Genomic DNA, 22654 nt, shown 5'->3' on the forward strand with positions numbered 1-22654 from the left:
ATGAAGAAGACCTTATTATTTACCATACTGTCGTTGTTTTTGACCGTATCCTACGCACAGATAGACAGAACCCAGCCCCCAAAACCGGGTCCGGCACCAAAAATTAATTTAGAGGAACCTAACACCTTTGAGCTTAAAAACGGTCTTAAGGTAATGGTGGTGGAAAACCGAAAGCTGCCCCGGGTTTCCATTCAATTGGATATTGACAACCCACCAGTTCTTGAAGGGGATAAGGCAGGCGTATCTTCCTTAATGGCCAGTATGCTGGGAAATGGTTCTTCCAATATCCCCAAAGATGAGTTTAACGAAGAAGTGGACTTTTTAGGGGCACGGCTAAGCTTTGGTGCGTCAAGTGCCTTTGCCAGTTCCTTATCCAAATACTTCCCAAGGATTCTGGAATTAATGGCGGATGCCGCTATAAATCCCAATTTTACGGCCGAAGAATTTGAAAAGGAAAAGGCAAAATTGATTACCGGTCTAAAAACGGAAGAAAACGATGTTTCTGCCATAGCCGATAAGGTCCAAAGGGCGCTTGCCTACGGGACAAAGCATCCTTATGGAGAAATCACTTCCGAGGAGACCGTAAACAATGTCACCCTTTTTGATGTGGAACAGTTTTACAGAAAGAACTTTGTGCCCGCCAATGCCTACTTGGTAATCATAGGTGATGTTGATTTTAAAACCGCGAAGGACCTGGTGACCAAAGCTTTTACCCCATGGACAAGGGCGGTACCCCCAACCTACTCCTACAGCAAGCCCATGGACGCCCAGTACACCCAAATTAATTTTGTGGATATGCCCAACGCCGTACAGTCAGAGGTAGCGGTCCAAAACCTAGTGGACCTTAAAATGAAGGATGATGATTATCTGCCCGCCCTAATTGCCAACCAAATTCTTGGCGGTGGTGGAGAAGGACGTCTTTTCCTCAATCTTAGGGAAGACAAGGGTTACACCTACGGTTCTTATTCCAGCATTGGCAACGATAGATTTTCACCGGTTAGGTTCACCGCGGAAGCACAGGTCAGAAACATGGTGACCGATAGTTCCGTAGTCCAAATTCTGGAGGAAATTGACCGGATTACCAAGGAGCCCGTTACGGCAGAGGAGCTCAAAAACACCAAGGCAAAATATGCAGGACGGTTTGTTATGGCCTTGGAACAACCACAGACCATTGCCCGTTACGCCCTTAACATAGAGAAAGAGGGACTGCCCAAAGATTTTTACAAAAACTACTTACAGAACATCAACGCCATTAGCGTTGCCGATGTGCAAAATGCGGCAAAAAAATACTTTTCTACGGATAAGGCACGTGTGGTGGTCGCTGGAAAAGGGAGTGAGGTTTTGGAGAATTTAGAAAAGGTGAGCTTTAATGGAAAGGCCGTGCCCGTTCTCTATTTTGACAAAAACGCCAACAAGACGGAAAAACCCGATTATAATGCCGGTATTCCAGAGGGGATAACTGCCAATGATGTTTTAAACAAGTATATAGAGGCCATTGGTGGTGCAGAAAAGGTAAATGCCATTACCTCCTTAAAATTGGTGTATGAAGGCGAGGCCATGGGAAGTAAAATAAAGGTGGAGGAAAAAAGAACGGCAGATAAGCTTGCACAAACCACCTATATGAACGAAAACCCAATGATGGGCGTTGTCGCAAAGGGGGATGAATTGTTTATGAAACAAGGGGGCAATAAAATGCCTTTGCCAGAAGATATGAAGGCAGATATGATGAACACCATGGGGATATTCGTGGAACAAGCCTTATTGGCCAATGGCACCGCAAAACTTGCCGGTATTGAGCAAGTAGACGGTAAGGATGCCTATAAACTGGAAGTTCCCGGTAAAATTACACAGACCTCACTTTTCTATGACGTAGAAACTGGACTAAAAGTAAAGGAAGCGGCGGTTATCACCATGAACGGCCAAAGCCAAAACCAATCTGGCATGCTTAAGGAATACAAGGAAATAGACGGTATTATGTTCCCTTCCATTAAGACCCAGAGCATGGGGCCACAAGAAATTGAAGTAACCCTACTGGAAGCCGTGATCAACCAAGGAGTGACCGATGCTGATTTTGAATAATCCCGAAAAAAAATGGTTTAATCTTAAGACGCCTTTAGGGGCGTCTTTTTTTTGTTTACCAAGTACACCCCAAAAAGAATCAACATGGCGGCAAAAAACTGAGGTAACGTAAATTTTTCCCCATCCAAGGTACCCCAAAATATACCCACAATAGGTATCAAATAGGTCACGGAAACAGAGAACACGGCAGAGGAAATTTGCACCAAACGATTAAACATCACTTTGGCAATGCACGTACCAATGACACAAAGCACCACAATATAACCCAAGGAACTCCAAAAAGCTTCTCCAGAAATTACGTCAGTTTTAAAAAAACCAGAAAGCGGAAGGACAATTACAGCAGGTAAGACTATGGCCGTAAAATTACCGACGGCTATGCCCATTGGGGTCACATCTTGCAATTTGCTTTTAATGAGGTTGGCGTTGCAGGCGTAGCAAATGGTGGCCAGGACCACAAAGCCCGCGTACCAATAGTTTTGGCTAGGATTAACGCCTTTTCCAAAATAGATAAGAAAGGCTGCTCCCACCAATCCTACCAAAACCCCAACCAACTGGTTTTTGGTAAAGCCAATTCCAAAGGCAAACAACCCCACAAATAAGGTAAACAGGGGCACCAAGGAATTTAAAATGGCCGCAACACTGCTATCAATCTCAGTCTGGGCAAAAGCAAATAAAAACATGGGTACAAAACTGCCCACAAAACCAGAAAGCACTATCCATTTCCAATCTTTGCTCGTAATACTTCTTAAGGATTTAAATCCTATTATCCATAATAAGACGGTAGCAATTATGGCCCTTAGCGCTCCCAATTGTATGGGCGTAAAGCCTTGCAACCCTTTTTTAATGAGGATATATGAAGTCCCCCAAATAATGGATAATACAAAAAGATAAATCCATTTCCGATTTTGTTCCGTCAACCTTAACTTTTAAAGTAGTGTTTTAAAACGCTATGGATACAAAGGTATTGCTTCTAGAAGTATTGCCGTATTCCTAATGATAATATACACCCATTGTGCATTTTGATGAAAATTCGTCAATTCGAGTGATTTTTTGATACGAAGTATTGGAAAATAGTATCGAGAAACAGAATTTTAGCAATGAAACCTTGTTCCCGATACTTTTTCTTCCAGAAAAAACTCGAACTGACGGTATTAAATCTAAAAAGCATTCAAAATGCACGACGGGTACTATAAATCATCCTAAAGACTAGGTTCTAATGGTACTTCTTTATAATTTTCCATTTCATATTGAAGGATGGTCCGGTGGGAGTCCCTAGGTAAAAGAGAAATGAATTACACGGCCAATCCTTGGGTAATGCCTTAACTTTTGGAATAGCCCACAAAATGTATAATTATATGAAAAATAAGTTGTGTATTCTAGTTGTGGCCAGTATCTTTTTTTGCACGTTGCTTTCAGCGCAGGAAAACCAATCCGGCCTCTTAAAGCAAGTGGAGATTACCATTGAAGGTATGGCATGCCAGGCTGGATGTGCGGATGCCATAAACAAGAATTTGGAAAAAATCCAAGGGGTTACCGGCAGCAGTGTTAGCTTTGCAAATGGTAAAGCGTTGGTAAGTTATGATCCAAAAACCGTGAAGCTCGATGCCATAAAGGCAGCTATTATGGGCACAAAGGTCAAAGAATATAGATACACGATTACCCATATCATAAAAAAGGAATAAAATGAAAAAAAGCACCCTACTCCCCTTCTTTTTAATCTTTGTATTGCTATGTACCGCTTGTAAGACCAATACGGAAAAGAACCAAGATTCCACCCAAATGGAAGAGGTGATGAAGATACATGATGAGGTGATGCCCAAAATGGGAACCTTATCAAAACTGGTGGCAGAGCTCAAGGAAAAAGTGGATACTACGGCAGTGGGCCAACAATATGGAACAGCAATGAAAGACCTACAAGATGCCAACAAAGCCATGATGGACTGGATGCGCGGTTTTGGAGACCGTTTTGATTCCGATGAGATATTGAACGGGAAGGCCCTATCCGCTCAAAAACAAAAGTGGCTTAACGAGGAAGAGGAAAAAGTACAGGCCCTAAAAGAGCAAATCAACACGAGTATAGAAAAGGCGGAAGCGTTACTGAACAAGGGCTGATCATCACAAATCCATTTACTTTATAATTAAGACAAATTAATTGCTACGGAAGGACATCCTCCTGCTTTTCCGAGTCCAGACCCCAGGGAATGTAGCATCTAAAGCGCACAACTGCTAGCAAAATCACCATATTTCCGAAAAACACGCCAATGAGCAGGAAAACTTTAAATATAGCACAACATGGCCAAGGTTTTGAACTACTGCTTCCACTCCAAACTCTCCATGATTTTCCGGATATCATTCTGTAGATAGATAGCCGCGGGCAAGATGGAATCGTAATTGGGCTTTGCGTAAAAGTAAAGGGATCCGGTCACAAAATGGTCGGTGCTATCCGTGACGTAAAACTGGGACTGTGAGGCGGCATTTCCAGAAACCTCATAAAACATCCCATACACCTTTTTTTCTTGGTTTATAAAAGGTTGCTCGGCAATATTGTCTGCCTTCACCACATGCTCATAAGAAAGTTTCTGGGCATCTGTCAAAAGGGTATTTAAGTTGCCGTCTACCTTTTTATAGGTCAAATAAATGGAACCCTTCATATTGGGGTAATCCAAAACCATGGCACAACTGGGGTTAACCTCTAATTTGGAATCTAGGTTTTTATCAAAGGTATAATTGCAATCCCCGGTGCTCGTCCTCGTATACTCCCCAGCTTTATACTGTAAGCGCAGCATTGCCTTGGGCTTGGGTAGGATTTCTTCCTTACAGGAAAACACTACCAACACACCAACCATAAAACCCCATATCCATCTATTCATTTTTTGGTAATTTAACCTTGATTTGTTTTAACCGTTTTTTGTCCAGGCTCTCCACAGTAAATACATGGTCCTTGAACACCACTTGTTCCCCCCTTTTTGGGAAACTTCCCGAAATCTCCAAAACAAAACCTGCAATGGTCTCTGATTCCCCTTTATTATCTTCAAAATCCGCGTCATTCTCCAATTGTACCACCTTGTAAAAATCCTTTAAGGTTGTTTTGCCCTCAAAAACATAGGTATACTCGTCTAGTTTTGAAAAAATAAGGTCTTCATCATCAAACTCATCACTGATATCGCCAACGATCTCTTCAATAATATCCTCCAAGGTAACAATGCCAGAGGTACCACCGTACTCATCTACAACTATGGCCAGGTGTTTTTTCTGTTCTTGAAATTCCAATAAGAGGTCGTCCAACTTTTTATTTTCGGGCACAAAATAAGGGTCTCGTATAAGGGACATCCAATTAAAGGACTTTTTGTCTATATGGGGCAATAGATCCTTTACATAGAGTACCCCAAGGACGTTGTCCATATTCTCAGCAAAAACGGGGATTCTGGAATATCCGTTCTTTTTGATCTCTGCCAGCACTTCCAGAAATTTCATCTCCTCGTTGAGGGCAAAAATATCTATCCTAGGGCGCATCACCTGTTTGGTGTCCGTATTGCCAAAAGACACAATTCCCTCTAAAATCTTTTGTTCTTCTTTGGTTGTATCCCCTTCTGAGGTAAGCTCCAGGGCCTGTGATAAATGATCTACGCCAAAATTCGTTTTTTTCCTGCCCAGTTTATCCTGTAAAAACAGCGTCCCCGCCCGCATGGGCATGCTAAAAGGTGTAAATATGACATCTAAAACCCGGATTGGCACCGCCATGAACTGGGAAAACTCTACCCGATTTCTATTGGCGTAAATTTTTGGTAAAATCTCACCAAACATGAGAATCATAAAGGTCACCAGCACTACTTCCAATAGAAACCGTACCGAGATAAAGCCCAACCAGGTTTGGTTAATGTTGGCAAAAAGCGTGTTTCCCAAGTCACTAAAAAGTAAAACAATACCAATATTTATGGCATTGTTACCTATGAGGATCGTGGCAAGTAACTTCTTGGGGCGTTCCAACAAATAAATCACTTTTTTTCCCTTGGGGGTATCTTCCTCGGCAATTTCCTTGACTTGGGTCTGGGAAAGCCCAAATAGCGCCACCTCAGCACCGGAAATTAGTGCAGAGCATAACAACAGGACCAAAAGCAGTACCAATTTTATCGTAAAAACACCTTCAAAAGCAAAGGCCAGTTGTACGGTACTAAAAGGGTCAGGGTCCAACGCAAATTTTATTTATGGTACTGGTTAAAACGGTAGATCATCCTCTTCCCCTATTGGATTGGAAGGTTCCTGGGCAGCAGGTGTGGCTGTCTGTTGTGGAGCAGTTTTTTGGGAGGTATTGCCTTGGGTAGACATTCCCCCACCAGGCTCATTTTTATTGGTCAAAAAAGTAAAGTCCTGCACCTGTACTTCCGTAGTGTAGCGCATATTGCCATCTTCACCCTGCCACTGCCTATTCTTTAAACGGCCCTCCACATAGATTTTATCCCCTTTGCTCAGATACTTTTCACAAATTTCCGCCGCTTTGTTGCGCACAACTACATTATGCCAATCCGTATTGCTCACTTTTTCGCCGGTTTGTTTATTGGTATACGTCTCATTGGTTGCAATGGGAAAACGGCCAATACAACCGCCACCTTCAAAATAGTGCATCTTAACCTCATCTCCTAAGTGGCCTATTAAAATTACCTTATTTACTGTTCCGCTCATAATACATCAAAAGTACTAAAATTTAAACCTTTTTATAAAATCCGCAATCAAAACTGGTACGGGAAAATCTGGTAGTTTCTCCCATGGAATTGCCTTGGCCACAACCTTATCCGTCCTTAGGATCCAAAATTTGGTATACAAGTGCTGGTGGGATAGTTTGTGAACCATTGGCCGCTCATTGTACAGTAAAATGGACGGATGGTCCCCCAACCCCAAATCTTTAAGTTGACCAAGGGAAATAGCTGCCATCTCTTCTTTGGTCTCCAACAGTGGAAATTGATAAAGGTTCTGCCATATTCCCTTTCCCTTGCGCTGTTCCAGTATGGTTTGGCCATTGGCGTCCACCACCACCAAATAATTAAAATGCTTAAGTTTAACCTTGCTTTTTTTGAGTTTAACCGGTAATTCCGCAATCCTATTTGTGGCCAAGGCAACGCAGCTTTTATTCAATGGGCAATGGAGGCAATACGGTTTTCTTGGAGCACATTGTATGGCACCAAACTCCATGATACCCTGGTTGTAATCCCTAATATTGGTAGTGGACATGACTTTTTTGGCAAGTTCTTTAAACTGTTTTATTCCGGCTGTTGAGTTAATGGCCAAGTCAATTCCAAAGTACCTGGACAATAACCGGTAAACGTTCCCATCCACAACAGGCTGCAGTTCATCAAAGCAAAATGATGCAATGGCGCTTGCCGTATAGTCACCTATACCTTTAAGTTTTAAAAGACCTTCATAAGTTTCCGGAAATTTTCCATTGAGCTTGGAGACTACTGTTTTAGCCGTGGCGTGCATATTCCTCGCTCGGGAATAATACCCTAGGCCCTGCCAAAGTTTGAGCACCTCTTCTTCCCTTGCCCTCGCCATATCGGATACCGTGGGATACTGGGCAACAAAACGTTGGTAATAGGGCATTCCCTGCGCCACACGGGTCTGTTGGAGTATGATTTCGGAAATCCAGACTTTATAAGGGTCTCTGGTATCCCGCCAGGGTAACTGGCGTTTATTTTCACGGTACCATTTTAAAATTTCTTCAGAAAAAATCATGTCAGAAAATACTAACGATTCAAAGTAACAGTTTATATACTTAAATTTTAGGGCTTTATACAAAACATTTATATATTTGCAACCCTTTAAAAAACGAAAATAGAAATACGAAATGACGAAAGCGGATATTGTATCTAAAATCTCAGAAAAACTGGGTATTGAAAAAGGTGACGTACAGGCAACGGTTGAATCTTTTATGGAAGAGGTAAAAGCTTCCTTGGAAAATGGAGACAACGTTTATTTAAGAGGTTTTGGAAGCTTTATCATCAAAACTAGGGCCGAAAAAACAGGAAGGAACATTTCTAAGAATACTACCATTAAGATTCCTGCGCACAACATTCCCGCCTTTAAACCCGCAAAGGTTTTTGTAGAAGGTGTGAAAAGCAATGTACAGGTTAAATAAATTACTAACGATAAAGCAACGCTAATATGCCGAGTGGAAAGAAAAGAAAAAGACATAAGGTAGCTACCCACAAGCGTAAGAAACGCCGGAGAGCTAACCGACACAAGAAAAAGTAGTCTAATGACTACTTTTTCATTTTAATACGTTCATTGACATACCGGAATACAAAGTAATATTTGATCGGTTAAAAGACCGACCAACATATAATGTTTAATCATTTCCGCCTAGGCGGAATAAAAATCGAAACAGGTGAACAGAGAATTAATCGTAAGATCTAGTTCTGATGCCGTCGATTTTGCCTTACTAAAAGATGGAAAACTTATTGAACTTCACAAAGAAGAAGATAACAATAGCTTTTCGGTTGGGGACATTTTCCTCGCCAAAATCAGAAAACCCGTTACGGGCCTAAATGCAGCCTTCGTAAATGTTGGTTATGAAAAAGATGCCTTTCTGCACTATCATGACCTTGGCCCACAGCTAGCTTCTATGCTAAAGTTCATTAAGCAAGCGCGCATAGGAAAACTCAAAGATTTTTCCTTAAAAGATTTTCCATTTGAAAAAGATATTGATAAGAATGGCTCGATAAACGAAGTTATTAAGGCCAATCAATCCTTATTGGTACAGATTGTCAAAGAACCCATTTCCACCAAGGGTCCAAGAATTAGCTCAGAGCTTTCCATAGCCGGGCGTTTTTTGGTCATGGTGCCTTTTTCCGATCGCGTTTCAGTTTCACAGAAAATTGAGAGCAATGAAGAAAAAAGTAGGCTTAAAAGACTCGTTAGGAGCATTAAGCCAAAAGGGTTTGGCGTCATCATACGTACCGTTGCAGAAGGCAAAAAAGTAGCAGAACTGGACAAAGATCTCCAAAACTTGCTGGATAAATGGACAGCAATGTGCAAAACCCTGCACAAAGCGGAACACCCATCAAAAGTATTGGTAGAACTCAATAGGGCTTCTTCCATCCTAAGGGATGTTTTTAACGATAGCTTTACAGGGATACATGTTGATGATGAAGGATTGTTTGAAAACATCAAAGACTATGTGCACGAAATAGCTCCTGACAAGGAGTCCATTGTAAAACATTACACGGGAGCAGCCCCAATTTTTGAAAAATTTGGGATTGACCGCCAAATCAAAACATCTTTTGGCCGTACGGCCTCAATGAGCAAAGGTGCATACCTTATCATTGAGCATACGGAAGCACTTCACGTTATTGACGTAAACAGTGGTAACCGCTCTAATAAAGCAAAAAACCAGGAAGACACGGCTTTAGAAGTGAATATGCTTGCCGCCTCTGAAATTGCTAGGCAATTACGGCTACGTGATATGGGCGGTATCATCGTCGTTGATTTTATTGATATGACACGGGGTGACCATAGAAGGAAACTTTTTGACCACCTACGTGACGAAATGAAAGATGATCGTGCCAAACATAAAATTCTTCCACCAAGTAAATTTGGGCTGGTGCAGATTACACGGCAACGTGTGCGCCCAGAAATGAATATAAAAACCACGGAAGAGAACCCAAATGGTTCTGGCAAGGAAGTGGAAGCACCCATTGTGCTGCTGGAGAAAATAAATTTTGATTTAGAAAAGATATTAAAAAAAGAAGCGAATAAAAATACGTCGGTGACCTTGAACATTCACCCATTTATTGCGGCCTACCTTACCAAAGGGATGCCATCAATTCGTCAAAAATGGTTTTTAGAGTATAAAAAGTGGATTAAAATACAGCCACGTGATGCTTATACCTATTTAGAATATCGATTCAAAGATAAAGAGGGGAAAACCCTTAGATAACAAAAGCGACCTCAGTCATGGGGTCGCTTTTTTTATGCCCTAAACCCAACACCACCAAACCTTTGGTTTTATGGTCGATTTTGGCTTATGCTTTCTAAAAACCAAACAACAATCATGGTTAATGCCCCAGAAGTGTAGCATTCTAACAGCATAGGGGTGTTTGTCTTAACGGTAAGTGGGCAGGGCACGTATGAAGGTGATGTTGCCATTTGATCCATGTTCAAAAAACCGATTTCTCCTTCCACCCGATCAATCCTTTTAATCTTGCCAAAGGAACGACCAAAACAATGAAGGTGGATATGGTTTTGGAAAAAGTCTTGTAAACGGGCCGCAAAAATGAAGTTACCAAAGACTTAAATTCTGTTTATGCCGCATAAAACATGCCTTCTGGCAATAGCAATGGTCTTGCCGCATTAACCAAGAAGGTATACCTTTGATGCGCTCAAAAGAAATTATCGGTCACTGTTGGGGAGTGCCTACCTGGGTCAAATAAGCAGCTTAGCTATCTATTGGAATCCCTTAAATCACGCTTGTGCTTTACGATAAAAAAATAAAAAGCTACACCCTTTCGGAAGCCTTAAAAAAGTTAGAGGGCTACTGCGCCTACCAAGACCGTTGCCACAAGGATGTGCGGGAAAAACTAATGGAGATGCGCATGATACCGCAAGCCATTGACCAAATCGTAGATCATTTGATACGGGAAAACTTCCTTAACGAAGAGCGTTTCTCCAAGAACTTTGCCAGGGGAAAATTCCGAATTAAAAAATGGGGTCGAAACCGGATTACACTGGAACTCAAAAAACGCCAGATTTCAAGGTTCAACATTGCCGCTGCCTTAAAGGAAATAAATGATGACGACTACCTGAACACCCTTGATGAACTGGCCCAAAAAAGGCTGAAACAAATCACGGAGACCCATCTGCAAAAGCGAAAAAAGAAACTGGCAGATTATTTATTGTACCGCGGCTGGGAAAGCCATTTGGTTTACGCTAAAATCAACGAGCTTATAAATTAAAGCTCGCTCCAAAGGAGAACACAAACTGGTTGTTCAATTCCTCTGCTGGTGTTAATGCGTCCGTATTGTATTTAGCGATAGGAATGCCAGCTTCGGCAAAAATCCCAAAACCATCGGTAAAGAAATACCGTGCCCCTAAATGGCCTCCAAAATTCTTTAGGCCTAAACTTAATCCAGGATACACATCAAAATGATCGCCTATCTCCAAGACATTCCCCAAGTTGGCATTAAATCTGGCCCTTAGGTCTACACGATCACCAAAATCTGCGTCAATAGCTTCATCTACACCTAATAAATAGGTCCCCACAAGCCCAATGGAAATATTTTCACCAACCCCGTGATCAAAATTCAGGGTAATCCCAGACGCATTACTTTGTAGATTGGCACCCACCTGGAACTTTACATCGCCCTTACCTATAAAGGCGGTCTGTGCAAATAAGGTTCCGGCAAATAATAGGGCAAGGATGGTTGTAATGCTAGATTTCATAAGTCTGTAATTTTGAACAAAGTTATTTAATTTAAATTACCCAACAACGCTTTTGTATTGGCCACTGCTTTTTCATTCTTATAATCGATCCAGCTTTGTCCTTTAATGCGCCTCATCATATTATCAAAATACCGCATGATAAGCACATTGTAAATGGCCCTTGAAAAATTTTTTGGCCTTCTGGCGATGGCTCGCAAACTCATGGAAAAGCCTGGGCTTATGTATTTCATATAGTGCCAGTAGCCTTCTGGCATATAAAGCATTTCACCGTGGTTCAGTTCTGTACTATAGCCTTTGGCATATGTTAGGGCAGGCCATTTTTTTAAATCGGGATGGGAGAAATCAATATCCTCCCTAACAATCAATGAGTGGGGTACTTTATATAAGTACTTACTTTCTGACTGTGGAAAAAGGATACATTTCTTTTTTCCCTCAAAATGAAAATGGAAGATATTGGCCAAATCAATATCATAATGCATAAACGTATGTGAGTCCGTACCCCCAAAAAAAAGCATCGGCAAGCCTTTCATTAGACGGATACCAAAATCTGGGTAGCTGTAATCCTTTTGCAAGACCGGAACCTCTTTTAAGACATTCCATAAAAAAATACGGTACTTCGTTGGGCCACTTTTCAATAAATCGATATAATCCGCCATTCTCATCGTAGCATGTGGCTGATTAAAACCTTCGTCATGGGCTACCGGCCTATCATCATATAGAGGCACTTGTTTATCCCCGGCAACCTGCTTGATGTACCCTAAATTCCATTTTTGATAAGCCGGCCAATCCACAATTGCCTGTTCTATGACCACCGGCAGTTGTGGTTTAAAGTAGTTATTGATGAAGGCTTCCTTGGTAAGGGATTTCACCCTTGGTATTTGCGTTAGGTTAAGTTGCACGCTATTGTGGTTGTTAGGGGTAACGGAAAAACGGGGTTATGCTTTATTTACCGTTGCCTTGGCCTTTGCTTTGGCCTGTTCGTTACGTTCAATTTTATGACCTGGCCTAGACCATTTTGGCTTTTCGCCCAAGGGTTGGTACTGAGATGCCTCAGCTTCCACCGTTTTTGGCTGCGATACCTTGGTAAATGGCTTTTGGGGGTTTAAGCCCAATAATTTAAACATCTCCATATCCTCATTGACATCTGGGTTGGGCGTGGTCAACAATTTATCACCCGCAAAAATGGAATTGGCCCCGGCAAAGAAGCACATGGCCTGTCCTTCCCTGCTCATCTGTGTTCTCCCTGCGGATAAACGCACTTGGGTCTGTGGCATTACTATCCGGGTAGTGGCCACCATGCGTACCATTTCCCAGATGGAAATGGGTTCAATAGCCTCCATGGGTGTCCCTTCTACGGGGACCAAGGCATTAATAGGCACCGATTCTGGCTGTGGACTTAAAGACGCCAATGCTACCAACATCCCTGCACGGTCTTCCAACTTTTCTCCCATCCCGATGATTCCACCACTACATACCGTAACATTGGTTTTTCTTACGTTTTCAATGGTATCCAAACGGTCTTCAAAAGCCCTTGTGGAAATCACATCTTTGTAATAATCTTCCGAGGTATCCAAATTATGGTTGTAAGCATATAATCCCGCTTCTGCCAAACGTTTGGCCTGATTTTCCGTAATCATGCCCAAGGTACAGCACACTTCCATATCCAACTTATTAATGGTACGCACCATCTCCAGCACTTGATCAAACTCGGGGCCATCTTTGACATTGCGCCAAGCTGCACCCATACATACCCTGGAACTTCCAGATTCCTTTGCACGTAGGGCCTGTGCCTTTACTTGAGGAACGGACATAAGGTCGTTGCCCTCAATATTGGTATGGTACCTGGCCGCCTGTGGGCAATAGCCGCAGTCTTCTGGGCATCCCCCTGTTTTAATGGACAATAAGGTAGAGACCTGAACCGTATTGGGATCATGGTGCATTCTATGGATGGTGGCTGCATCATACAGCAGTTCCATCAATGGTTTGTTATAAATAGACAGGATTTCCTGTTTGGTCCAGTTGTGTCTTATTTCACTCATAACCCAAAAATAGGAATTTCATAATTAGTGCAAACGAGTTAAAATCATATTTCAACAAAAAGGAAACAAGCCCAAGAGGCATCCAAAAAATTAGGATGGGTTTTAACGCGAGCGTGGGAGCAACACGTTCCAGACGGTAGCCAGTTTCAAATCTGGGTTTTTCTTAGGCAGCGCAAAAAACTACTCCTCCTTTTTTTCAGAAGTACTGGACGTATCAGTCTTGGTATGAGTATCCTCTTCGGTTAGGTTCTTGCCTTTTAAATACTCTGGCAACTGCATGCCTGCCATATTGAACATGTCTTGCAATGGGGGTACCGATTTATACATGCCTGAAATAAAGTTGGCGGTTGAATTTTTACCATCCTCCGTTTTCTGGCCAGAATCCCACACAGTGACCTTATCTATTTTAATGTTCTTAATGGCCTCTGCCTGCGTCTTTACCAGCTCTGGCAACTTATCTGCCACCAATAACAAGACCGCGTCCTTGGGATTGTCACCGGCAGCCTTTACAATTTGGTCCAAACCTTCGGCCTGTTTGGTGAGCACTTCCAAGATTCCTTGGGCCTCTGCCTGTGCCTTAAAGAGGATTGCATCGGCCTCACCCTTGGCCTTTCTACGAATCATTTCCGCTTCTGCCTCGGCATCTATCTCCACTTTCTTTTTATCTATTTCGGCCGGTACCACAATATCCGCCATTTGGGAACTGCGTTCTCTTTCCGCTCTCGCCAATTCGGCATCGCGCTCAGCGGCATAGGATTCCTCAAGGGCTTTTGCAGATTGCACTTTTTCTGCCGCTATGGCCGTACGCTCCGCCTCCGCTTCACGCTGGCGTCTCAAGGAATCTGAGTTGGCCACATTAATTTTCGCAATGTTTTCCCCTTCTACCGCCTTGGCGTTTGCCGCAGCTACCTGCGTTCTTTCATCTTGTAGGGCGTTGGCCTCACCAATGGAACCATCCCTGTTTTTTTCTGCAACGGATTTACGGGCAGCGTTAATGGCATGTGCGGCCGCTTCTTTACCCAAGGCCTCAATATAGCCAGATTCATCAACGATATCCGTAATATTTACGTTGATGAGCTTAAGGCCCACCTTTTTAAGCTCTGACTCCACACTTTGTGAAATGTTAGTCAAAAACTTGTCCCGATCAGAGTTGATTTCTTCGATATCCATGGAAGCCACCACTAGACGGAGCTGGCCAAAAATGATTTCTTTAGCCAAATCCTGCACTTCCTGCATGCCCAATCCCAATAACCGTTCGGCAGCATTTTGCATGACGCCTGGCTCTGTGGAGACACCAATGGTAAAGCGTGACGGTACATTTACCCTTATATTCTGCTTACTCAATGCATTTGCCAAATCTACCTCTATGGAAATTGGGGTCAGATCCAAATACTCATAATCCTGTATCACTGGCCAGATAAAGGCAGCACCCCCATGAATACACTTAGCGGAATTGCCGGTACCTACCTTACCGTAGACCACCAAAATACGGTCTGATGGACAACGTTTGTACCTTCTAATAAATGATATGATGATGATGAAGAAAAATAGGATGGCAAAGCCAATGGCGAGCAAAGATGCGCCGCCGCCCAATTGTAATGGTAAAAGCATATGGTTATTTATTTAATGATTCAACAATCAAGATTCCGTTATCGGTCACTTCTTTAACTTTGATGACATTGCCCTGTACCAAGTCCTTGGTGTTGTCCGTCAACGCCTCCATTTCCCGCAAGGTGCCTTGTACCCTAATACTCACTTTGCCAATGCTACTGCGTTTGGCGCCAACGGTCAAATATACCTCGCCTATTTGGTTGAGCGCGTTGTGCAGTTTTAAGGTACCGCTATGCTGCAATTTGGCCAGGTAATAAAATAGGGCGGCCATGGCCGTCATCATGGCCAAACCACAGATTACGGATATCACCACGGTTAGCCCCGTAGATAAACCATTATCCAGACAAGAAATACCGGACCAGCCAAAAATGGTTAAAAAGCCCATTAGATTTTTAAAGGAAAGGAACTGAAAGCCAATGCCGGTATCCCCGTCGATTTCGGCATCAACATCACCCCCCATATCATCGGCATCACCACCAACCAAAGTCAATATCATCAAGACCAAAAAAATGGCGGATGATACCAAGGCGGTAATCCAATAAATTTTTTCAAAAAGCGATAAGGCGGCAAACCAGTTTTCCATGGTGGTTAGGTGTTGGTTAGTATTTTACCTCGGTACCTGCCAAGGTATGCTTCATAACAAAATTCTAGTTTCTAGGCCAAACTTGGTTGGCATACCCGTTGGCGACTAAATTAAAGGTTTAAGATAAGACTTTACTTAAAATCTAAGGTCTATTTAGAAAGTAAAACACTTACGGCATTGCCCCCAAAACCCACGGCATTTACCATGACATAATTTAAGGAAGTTGGTGGTTCTTGGGGTTTGGTATATGGCACATGGATCGTTTTTTGGTGTTGTAACATCAACACTGCCAATTCTACGCTCAACATACCGGAGGTTCCAAAGGTGTGGCCCACTTTCCATTTATTGGTAGTTAAAAATGGGATTTTGTTACAAAACACCTTTTCAATGGCATGCATTTCCGATACATCGCCCTTTATGGTACCTGGGGCATGCATCACAATTACATCTATTTCCCCAGGTGAAATTCCCTTTAAGGCCATCTTCATGGAATCCTGAAAACATTGGGCATCGGCAGAAATGGAAACATTATGGCGCAAGGGCTCCGTGGCATACCCTATTCCTACAATACTGGCCATGCGGTTGGTTACCTGCCCTACTTCCAAACAGGCCATAGCGGCACCTTCACCAAGCACCATCGTGTTGGTGGACTTCTCCAAATCAAGGGCACGACAGGGAAATGGAACCCCATTTTGAGGTTTCGCATAAATTTTTAATGCCTGCATTTGGGCAATGGTAAAGGGAGTCAAAGGAGCTTCCGAGCCACCTACCAAAAATTGTTGCGCCAAACCGCTTTGCAACCATGCTACCCCATTTAACAAAGCGTGGAGTGCCGTGGAACAGGTAATGGAATGGGAGATGGTGGGGCCATGGGTCTGTAGGTCATGTGCCAACCAAGAGGAAATATTGCCCAAAGTAGTGGTTGGGGATGCCAACACAGCTGTTTTGCCGTCTTCCAAGAATTGGGCATGGTGTTGCTCAAATAGTGCTGTTGCCCCGCGGGAAGAACCTATATTTATTCCATACTCCTTCCTAACTTCTTTCCAGTTGGCCATTTCCACCGCTCTTCTTGCGGCAAAAAGTGCAAAAAGTACCGTACGGTCCAAATGCTGGTATTTGGGCTCATGCCCACTAAGCGATATAATGCGCTGGTTATCTTGGGATGACAACCTGCCCGCCCAAACAGATTGCTTTTGGTAGGGCATCTTTGACAACAGGTGCTTATTTGTAAGGTACTGTTCCCAAACATCACCCAAGGAGCACCCCAGAGGGGATATGGATGCCAAGGCAGTTATGGATATGGGTTGGTTCAGCATATTAAATTCGCCACAAAAGTAAAAGTTCTTACCTTCATATCTCCAAACCAAAACTAAAAAGGATGAACAACGAGTTGGTGCCACAACCCAGTTGGTGGAAAAGAAATTGGAAATGGGCATTGCCCGTGGGCGGTTGCCTGGGCATTATCATTTTTGCGGTAGTTTTATTTACGTCCATCTACTTTGGGGTTACAAAGATCATGGAGGAGTCCGAGCCCTATGTGGAGGCCTTTGCGCTAATCCATGAAGATGAAGCCCTGTTGCAGGTCATGGGGTCTCCCATTACCCGTGATGGTGCCGTTCAGGGTTCCATTAACAACAAAAACGGAAATAAAACCGCCCAGATGACCATTCCCATAGCCGGCCCTGATGCCTCGGGCACGCTTTACGTAGATGCCTATGGACGCGGGGAAATTTGGAAATATCATGAAATCACGGTACAGGTTGGGAATCAAGAGTTTGACTTTACGGATAGGCTGAAGAACTTGAAAAAGAACTGACCTGTAGGTCTGCGCTTTGCGCTGCACGCCGATTGATATGGAATAAAGTACCGTTTTTATTTGGCAGCCTTTTTCAAGGCAGTCTTGTCAACGAACAACCCAACCACTTTGTGTTGCAATGCATGCATGCCTGCTTCAGGAAGGGTTTCAACCAATGATTGTGACCAATGAGCGCTACAGATGCAACATATATTGACATTCTTAATTCAGGATAAGCTAGCCCTTACTGCTACAAAAGGGGCGTTTATTGCATAATGCTTCTAAGTCCGAACATCATCGTATGCCCTGTACCGCCATTTTCAGGGTATATATAGCATCCATGGCCGTAATAAAGAGTACATCTTGATTGGGTCCACCGAAAGTGACGTTTGCCGTCCATTTTTTAGGGACGGGAATATGATGCACACGGGTGCCCTGAGCATTGAATATGGTTACACCATCACCCGTGAGATACAAGTTGCCCTGGTTGTCGAGGGTCATACCATCTGAACCCAATTCACAGAAAAGCTGGCGTTTACCCAGACTCCCATCGTCGTTTATTGGATAGACATAGGTCTTCTTATCTCCAATATCCGCCACGTAGAGGGTCTTGCCGTCGGCAGTACCGATGATTCCATTGGGCATTACAAAGTCTTGCGCCACAATTTTTAGGTCAAGCATATCAGGGGTAAGGTAATAGACACGGCGTTCATCAATCTCGGGTTCAGTATGGTTCCACCAAGGCCTTTTGTAGAAAGGATCGGTAAAATAGATACCTCCTTTGGGATCTACCCAAAGATCATTGGGTCCACCCAGTTTTTTCCCTTCAAAGCCAGATACCAGTACGGTCACGTTTTTTTCGGTATCGATACGCCATAGCTCATTCTTCTCATCGGCACAGGAAAACAGATTGCCGTTATGGTCAAAGTAAAGTCCATTGGAACGTCCTGAAGGTTGTAAATAGGTACTGACCGAATTACTGGCCGCATCCCATTTTAAGATACGGTCGTTGGGTTGGTCGGTAAAATAGACATCACCATTTTGGTGCATTGCAGGGCCTTCGGTGAAGTCATATCCCTCGGCGACCAAATAAAGTGCTGCACCCTCGGCAACGATACCCTGGGCGGTACAGGAGGTACCGCAAAACCCACAAACGGCAACAATAAAAAATAGGCTACTGATTTTCATATTCCAAGGTGCGAAAGTTAATCATTATTGCCTTCTTTAGACTTTTTGTTTTTGACCGAAAATGTACTCTTGATTTAAAAAACTTCAAGCAATTCTTTAATAGCACTATAGATTTTTTTTAACTGTGCATCGGTAATAACGTAAGGCGGAAGCACATAAATGGTATTGCCCAAAGGACGAAGGTTGATGCCCCGCTGCATAAAAAATGCGTACAAACGGTCTCTTAATTTGCCATAACGGTCCGTGTTCAGCTTTAGGTCAATGGCCAAAATCACACCAAGACTACGGGCGTTCTGGACCTTTGGGTGAACATGTACGTTACGGACAAACGCACGGTGTTGCCTTTGGATGTCCACTCTACGTTCTAGGAGTTGTGCTGATTGTAATAGGTCCAAGCCCGCCAACGCAGCGGCACAACCAATAGGGTGGGCGCTGTAGGTATGTGCATGAAAGAATCCTTTGGCGACCTCATCGCTTAAAAAGGCATCAAATACGTTCTGCGTACAACTGGTAATGCTCAAGGGAAACATACCAGCAGTCAAGGCCTTGCTCAAACAGATGATATCTGGCTGGTGGTCAAGGTAATCACAAGCAAAGTTTTTTCCGGTCTTGCCAAACCCGGTCATGATCTCATCGGCCACACAAAGCACATTCGCTTTTTTACAGCTTGTAATCAGGGCATCCAAGCCTTTGGCGGAATGGAACTTCATTCCCGCTGCTCCCTGCACCAGCGGTTCAAAAACAAAAGCGGCGCAGTGGTTGTTCTCCAAGATGGTTTCCAACCGTGCCAGAACCTGTTCCAAATTTGTATCCGTGGGAGCCGGAATTCGTTCCACCTTTAACAAAAAGTCCTCAAAAGGGCCGTTGTAGGAAGACAATCCAGAGGCGCTCATGGCACCAAAGGTATCGCCGTGAAATCCATCTTCAAAAGCTATGAGGGTGTCCCGCTTTTTGCCTTGATTATGGTAATACTGTAAGGCCATTTTTATGGCAGCTTCCACAGCCGTGGAACCATTATCGTTAAAAAAGATCTTGGCTTGGTTATTAGGCAAAATTTGCATTAGCCGCTCAGACAGTTCAATGGCCGGCCTATGGGTAAACCCACTGAACATCACAAAATCCAACTCCTGCATTTGTTTGGTCATGGCCGCGGTAATATGGGGATTGCCGTGGCCGTACATGGCCGTGTACCACGAGGCAATACCATCAATATAGGTCTTGCCCATATCATCTTGGAACAAGGCCCCTTTTGCCTTAACAATGGCCAATGGCTTGGCCGCCGTATGGTGCTGGGTCAACGGGTGCCAGAGGTGCTTGCCATCCCTTTGGGCCAAGTTTGGCCCTTGTATCAAATCGTTAAAATCACTCATTTTGCCTACCTTGCAAAGATGGTGATAAAACCAAAAAAATGTGAGTCCCTTGTTTAAAAAACCTATTGCTTTTTTTCAGTCGTTTTATCATGATCTGCGAGAACCGCAGCTATTTTTGCTATTATTTGGCATAGCTTACCTTATCCGCTTTCCCTTCTTTTTCCGTGATTATATTGATCGTGACGAAAGCACTTTTATAGTCATGGCGCAATCTTGGGTAGATGGTCATTTACCCTACACTGAGCTTTGGGATTTAAAACCGCCCGTGGCCTTTCTTTTCTTTGCTGCCATCATTTATCTGTTTGGGAAGAGTTTTATTGCCATACGGATAGGAGGGGTAATCCTTGTGGCCATTACGGCTATTTTTACCTATAAGGTTGGAAAACGCAGCGGCTATAAGAAGGCAGGATTTTACAGCGCGTTTTTGGCAGTGGTTTTGCAAAGCCTTTTTGGTAGTTTGCAGGGGGTGATGTCAGAACATATCTGTATGGCCTTTTTTATGGTTGGGCTATATTACTTTATGTTTTATACAACGCACTGGGGAGCGCTGGTTTCCGGCTTGTTTATGGGCTTGGCACTCATGTCCAAACTTAATTTAGGCTATGCCCTGATATTCTTGTTTGGACTGTCATTTTTTATTGGATTGCGCAAAAAAACAGTTCCTGCCACCCTTGCAAGACTGGCTATCTCTGGCACGGGAATTTTAACGGTGGTTGGGTTCACCGCACTGCCCTATGCTTTACAGGGGCAAACTGCCCTTTGGTTCGCTTCCGTTTTTAAAGCTCCAATGGCCTACGTGGCAGCCTCGGATGCCAGCTTCATTAAGGTGCTGCCCTACGTACTTCCAACACTGTTGTTTCTAGGGTTGAGTTTAAAAAAACGGTGGCTAGACCCAAAATCTAGTCCTATATGGATGCTCATTGCCGTTACCCTTGGTGTCCTTTTTTCATTCTTACAAACTGGAAAGGCAAATGGACACTATCTCATCCAATTATACCCTAGCTTACTCATCCTTGTTGGAGCGGCCTTGACGAAAATGAAAGTGTCCTTACCCAAAAACTACAAGGCTGCACTTCTTGTTCTTTGCGTATTTGTTCCCATGGAAACCTACCTGGAAATGGGGGCCGTGGTAAAACACAAATTAGAGGAAGGGACCTTTTTTAATGGCGAGGGCATCAGGGTTCCACACTATTTTAAGACCAACGCAATGGAAACGGACCGTGTGCTTTTTTTAGAATACCATATTGGTTATTGGTTACTGGATAGCAAACCGCCGAGCAAGCCCGCAACACATCCCAGTAACATTTTACGGGACCAATTATTTCCATTTATGGAAAATCCCAGAAAAACATCAGGACTAGAACTACAGTTCTTATTGGAAGAACAACCACCGGAATATGTGATCACACGGAAAAATCGTCGGACCTTTGACAAAAAGGAATACCGCGCCAATTTTTATATTACCCTTACTCTTGCAAATAACTACCAACCGTTGGATACCGTTGATCAGGCCATCATTTACCAAAGGCTACCAGGCCAGTAGCGCTTCACGAAATAAGGCAGCGTATTTTTTTATGGTAGGTTGGTCAAATTTAGTCTCTTCATTGATCCTTCCAAAAAATCTTGCCCCTGTTTTCTTTAAAATGATGCTTTCTGTAGTTTGATGCTCATCCCCGCTAAAAATAATGCCAGGTTCAAATCCCTTGGACTGCAAGGCCCCGAGCGTCAATAAGGTATGGTTGATGCTCCCCAAATAGTGCCGGGAAACCACAATAACCCTGTACTCCGGTAAGATAAGATCAAAAATGGTATCGGTATCGTTCAATGGTACCAATAGCCCACCGGCACCCTCTATGACCAAATGGTTGTCCGTTTTAGGGGGTTGTATCTGCTTAACATCTATAGTAAGCCCATCTATCTCTGCCGCGCCATGCGGACTCATTGGTGTCCGCAGGGCGTAACTATTTGGATGGATTACGGTCTTAGTATTGGAAATGAGCCGTTGTACTTTATGGCTGTCAGAATTGTCCAGGTCACCTGCTTGTACCGGCTTCCAATAATCCGCCTGCAAAGCCTCCGTAACAATGGCAGAGGCTACGGTCTTTCCAACCTCAGTGGAAATGCCTGTGATAAAAATGTGTTTCATGCTGTATTGAAATTATGATGGCAAGATGTGCAGCGATATTCATATTTGGTATGCCAAGGCAAGGCACCTAGAACCAACCCTACAAACCAAGCTACAAAGGCCTTAAATGAGTTGACCGTAGTGGTAAATACCGTTTTTTCCGCATGGCATTGTGGACATGTGACAAGCGTTCCGTTATCAGTCAACGAATACTCAGAGATAGCATTTAAAATAGATATGGCCTGTGGCACATCCTTTTGTTTTACTACCAGTTTTACGCCTCCAATGGCATTGCTCAACAGTGGGTCTGTGTTTATGGTATGATAATCCAGCATATTTACCACTATACCTTCGGATTCTAGTTTTCCCTTGATGACAATGGCTTCCGCTGGATACGTAGACCTGGCTATTACTTTATAATCGTTCTCCATG

23 protein-coding genes are annotated in these 22654 nt (G+C 43.4%); 8 read left to right on the forward strand and 15 right to left on the reverse strand.

What is annotated here, in order from left to right; all coding sequences use genetic code 11:
* The gene (locus I595_RS05900; protein WP_054558449.1) at positions 1-2079 is read left to right on the forward strand and encodes a M16 family metallopeptidase; all 2079 of its coding nucleotides are present in this window, start codon (positions 1-3) and stop codon (positions 2077-2079) included.
* Positions 2080-2102: 23 nt separating this feature from the next.
* On the opposite strand, the gene I595_RS05905 is transcribed toward I595_RS05900, so the two are convergent.
* A complete protein-coding gene (locus I595_RS05905) occupies positions 2103-2996 on the reverse strand; it encodes a DMT family transporter (protein ID WP_054558450.1) in 894 nt (297 codons plus the stop codon).
* 438 nt (positions 2997-3434) lie between these two features.
* Between I595_RS05905 and I595_RS05910 the strand changes: the two genes are divergently transcribed.
* Both I595_RS05910 and I595_RS05915 read left to right on the forward strand, forming a co-directional pair.
* On the forward strand, positions 3435-3761 hold the full coding sequence (locus I595_RS05910; RefSeq protein WP_054558451.1) for a heavy-metal-associated domain-containing protein: 327 nt from the start codon (positions 3435-3437) through the stop codon (positions 3759-3761).
* A 1-nt stretch (position 3762) separates the two neighbouring features.
* A complete protein-coding gene (locus I595_RS05915) occupies positions 3763-4191 on the forward strand; it encodes a hypothetical protein (protein ID WP_054558452.1) in 429 nt (142 codons plus the stop codon).
* A gap of 197 nt (positions 4192-4388) precedes the next feature.
* Here the strand turns inward: I595_RS05915 and gldD are convergent, their stop codons facing one another.
* From gldD to mutY, 4 genes are read right to left on the reverse strand one after another with little or no spacing between them, the layout of a single operon-like run.
* Complete coding sequence (gene gldD / locus I595_RS05920) at positions 4389-4949, reverse strand: gliding motility lipoprotein GldD (protein ID WP_054558453.1); 561 nt, start codon at positions 4947-4949, stop codon at positions 4389-4391.
* Positions 4942-6270: a gliding motility-associated protein GldE gene (locus I595_RS05925; protein ID WP_054558454.1), complete on the reverse strand. Its 1329-nt coding sequence runs from the start codon at positions 6268-6270 to the stop codon at positions 4942-4944. Before I595_RS05925 ends, gldD begins: the two co-directional genes overlap by 8 nt.
* A 24-nt stretch (positions 6271-6294) precedes the next feature.
* Positions 6295-6759, reverse strand: a complete 465-nt coding sequence (locus tag I595_RS05930) for a single-stranded DNA-binding protein (RefSeq protein WP_054558455.1) — start codon at positions 6757-6759, stop codon at positions 6295-6297.
* 15 nt (positions 6760-6774) lie between these two features.
* On the reverse strand, positions 6775-7806 hold the full coding sequence (gene mutY, locus I595_RS05935) for an A/G-specific adenine glycosylase (RefSeq protein WP_054558456.1): 1032 nt from the start codon (positions 7804-7806) through the stop codon (positions 6775-6777).
* A gap of 112 nt (positions 7807-7918) precedes the next feature.
* On the opposite strand from mutY, the gene I595_RS05940 reads away from it, so the two are divergent.
* From I595_RS05940 to I595_RS05950, 3 genes are all read left to right on the forward strand, one after another.
* Positions 7919-8209, forward strand: coding sequence for an HU family DNA-binding protein (locus I595_RS05940; protein WP_054558457.1), 291 nt, complete (start codon positions 7919-7921; stop codon positions 8207-8209).
* A 249-nt stretch (positions 8210-8458) separates the two neighbouring features.
* On the forward strand, positions 8459-10009 hold the full coding sequence (locus I595_RS05945; RefSeq protein ID WP_054558458.1) for an Rne/Rng family ribonuclease: 1551 nt from the start codon (positions 8459-8461) through the stop codon (positions 10007-10009).
* A gap of 532 nt (positions 10010-10541) precedes the next feature.
* Entirely contained in the window at positions 10542-11024 is a 483-nt protein-coding gene (locus I595_RS05950) for a regulatory protein RecX (RefSeq protein WP_245628233.1), read from the forward strand.
* Here the strand turns inward: I595_RS05950 and I595_RS05955 are convergent.
* From I595_RS05955 to I595_RS05980, 6 genes are all read right to left on the reverse strand, one after another.
* Entirely contained in the window at positions 11014-11511 is a 498-nt protein-coding gene (locus tag I595_RS05955; protein WP_054558460.1) for a DUF6646 family protein, read from the reverse strand. The two genes, I595_RS05950 and I595_RS05955, sit on opposite strands and share 11 nt — an antisense overlap.
* Positions 11512-11537: 26 nt before the next feature.
* On the reverse strand, positions 11538-12410 hold the full coding sequence (locus I595_RS05960) for a cupin-like domain-containing protein (RefSeq protein WP_054558461.1): 873 nt from the start codon (positions 12408-12410) through the stop codon (positions 11538-11540).
* Between the two features lie 36 nt (positions 12411-12446).
* A complete protein-coding gene (gene bioB, locus I595_RS05965) occupies positions 12447-13550 on the reverse strand; it encodes a biotin synthase BioB (RefSeq protein ID WP_054558462.1) in 1104 nt (367 codons plus the stop codon).
* 180 nt (positions 13551-13730) lie between these two features.
* Complete coding sequence (locus I595_RS05970; RefSeq protein WP_054558463.1) at positions 13731-15161, reverse strand: flotillin family protein; 1431 nt, start codon at positions 15159-15161, stop codon at positions 13731-13733.
* A 4-nt stretch (positions 15162-15165) separates the two neighbouring features.
* A complete protein-coding gene (locus I595_RS05975; protein ID WP_054558464.1) occupies positions 15166-15744 on the reverse strand; it encodes a hypothetical protein in 579 nt (192 codons plus the stop codon).
* Positions 15745-15893: 149 nt separating this feature from the next.
* On the reverse strand, positions 15894-17111 hold the full coding sequence (locus tag I595_RS05980) for a beta-ketoacyl synthase N-terminal-like domain-containing protein (protein ID WP_316934160.1): 1218 nt from the start codon (positions 17109-17111) through the stop codon (positions 15894-15896).
* Positions 17112-17122: 11 nt separating this feature from the next.
* On the opposite strand from I595_RS05980, the gene I595_RS05985 reads away from it, so the two are divergent.
* The gene (locus tag I595_RS05985) at positions 17123-17560 is read left to right on the forward strand and encodes a cytochrome c oxidase assembly factor Coa1 family protein (protein WP_054558465.1); all 438 of its coding nucleotides are present in this window, start codon (positions 17123-17125) and stop codon (positions 17558-17560) included.
* A 273-nt stretch (positions 17561-17833) separates the two neighbouring features.
* On the opposite strand, the gene I595_RS05990 is transcribed toward I595_RS05985, so the two are convergent.
* Together I595_RS05990 and bioA are read right to left on the reverse strand one after the other, a co-directional pair.
* Positions 17834-18727 carry an SMP-30/gluconolactonase/LRE family protein gene (locus I595_RS05990; RefSeq protein WP_054558466.1) on the reverse strand — a complete coding sequence of 298 codons (894 nt, stop codon included), beginning with the start codon at positions 18725-18727 and terminating at the stop codon, positions 17834-17836.
* 74 nt (positions 18728-18801) lie between these two features.
* Positions 18802-20097 carry an adenosylmethionine--8-amino-7-oxononanoate transaminase gene (bioA, locus tag I595_RS05995; protein WP_054558467.1) on the reverse strand — a complete coding sequence of 432 codons (1296 nt, stop codon included), beginning with the start codon at positions 20095-20097 and terminating at the stop codon, positions 18802-18804.
* A 40-nt stretch (positions 20098-20137) separates the two neighbouring features.
* Here bioA and I595_RS06000 point away from each other — a divergent pair, with 40 nt between their 5' ends.
* Entirely contained in the window at positions 20138-21640 is a 1503-nt protein-coding gene (locus I595_RS06000) for an ArnT family glycosyltransferase (protein WP_245628234.1), read from the forward strand.
* Here the strand turns inward: I595_RS06000 and bioD are convergent.
* Positions 21626-22243, reverse strand: coding sequence for a dethiobiotin synthase (bioD, locus tag I595_RS06005; protein ID WP_054558468.1), 618 nt, complete (start codon positions 22241-22243; stop codon positions 21626-21628). The two genes, I595_RS06000 and bioD, sit on opposite strands and share 15 nt — an antisense overlap.
* Entirely contained in the window at positions 22240-22653 is a 414-nt protein-coding gene (locus tag I595_RS06010; RefSeq protein WP_054558469.1) for a hypothetical protein, read from the reverse strand. The genes bioD and I595_RS06010 overlap by 4 nt, the downstream gene beginning before the upstream one ends.
* Position 22654 lies beyond the last annotated feature (1 nt).

Origin of the sequence: Croceitalea dokdonensis DOKDO 023 (assembly GCF_001306415.1) — a bacterium.
Classification (GTDB): domain Bacteria; phylum Bacteroidota; class Bacteroidia; order Flavobacteriales; family Flavobacteriaceae; genus Croceitalea; species Croceitalea dokdonensis.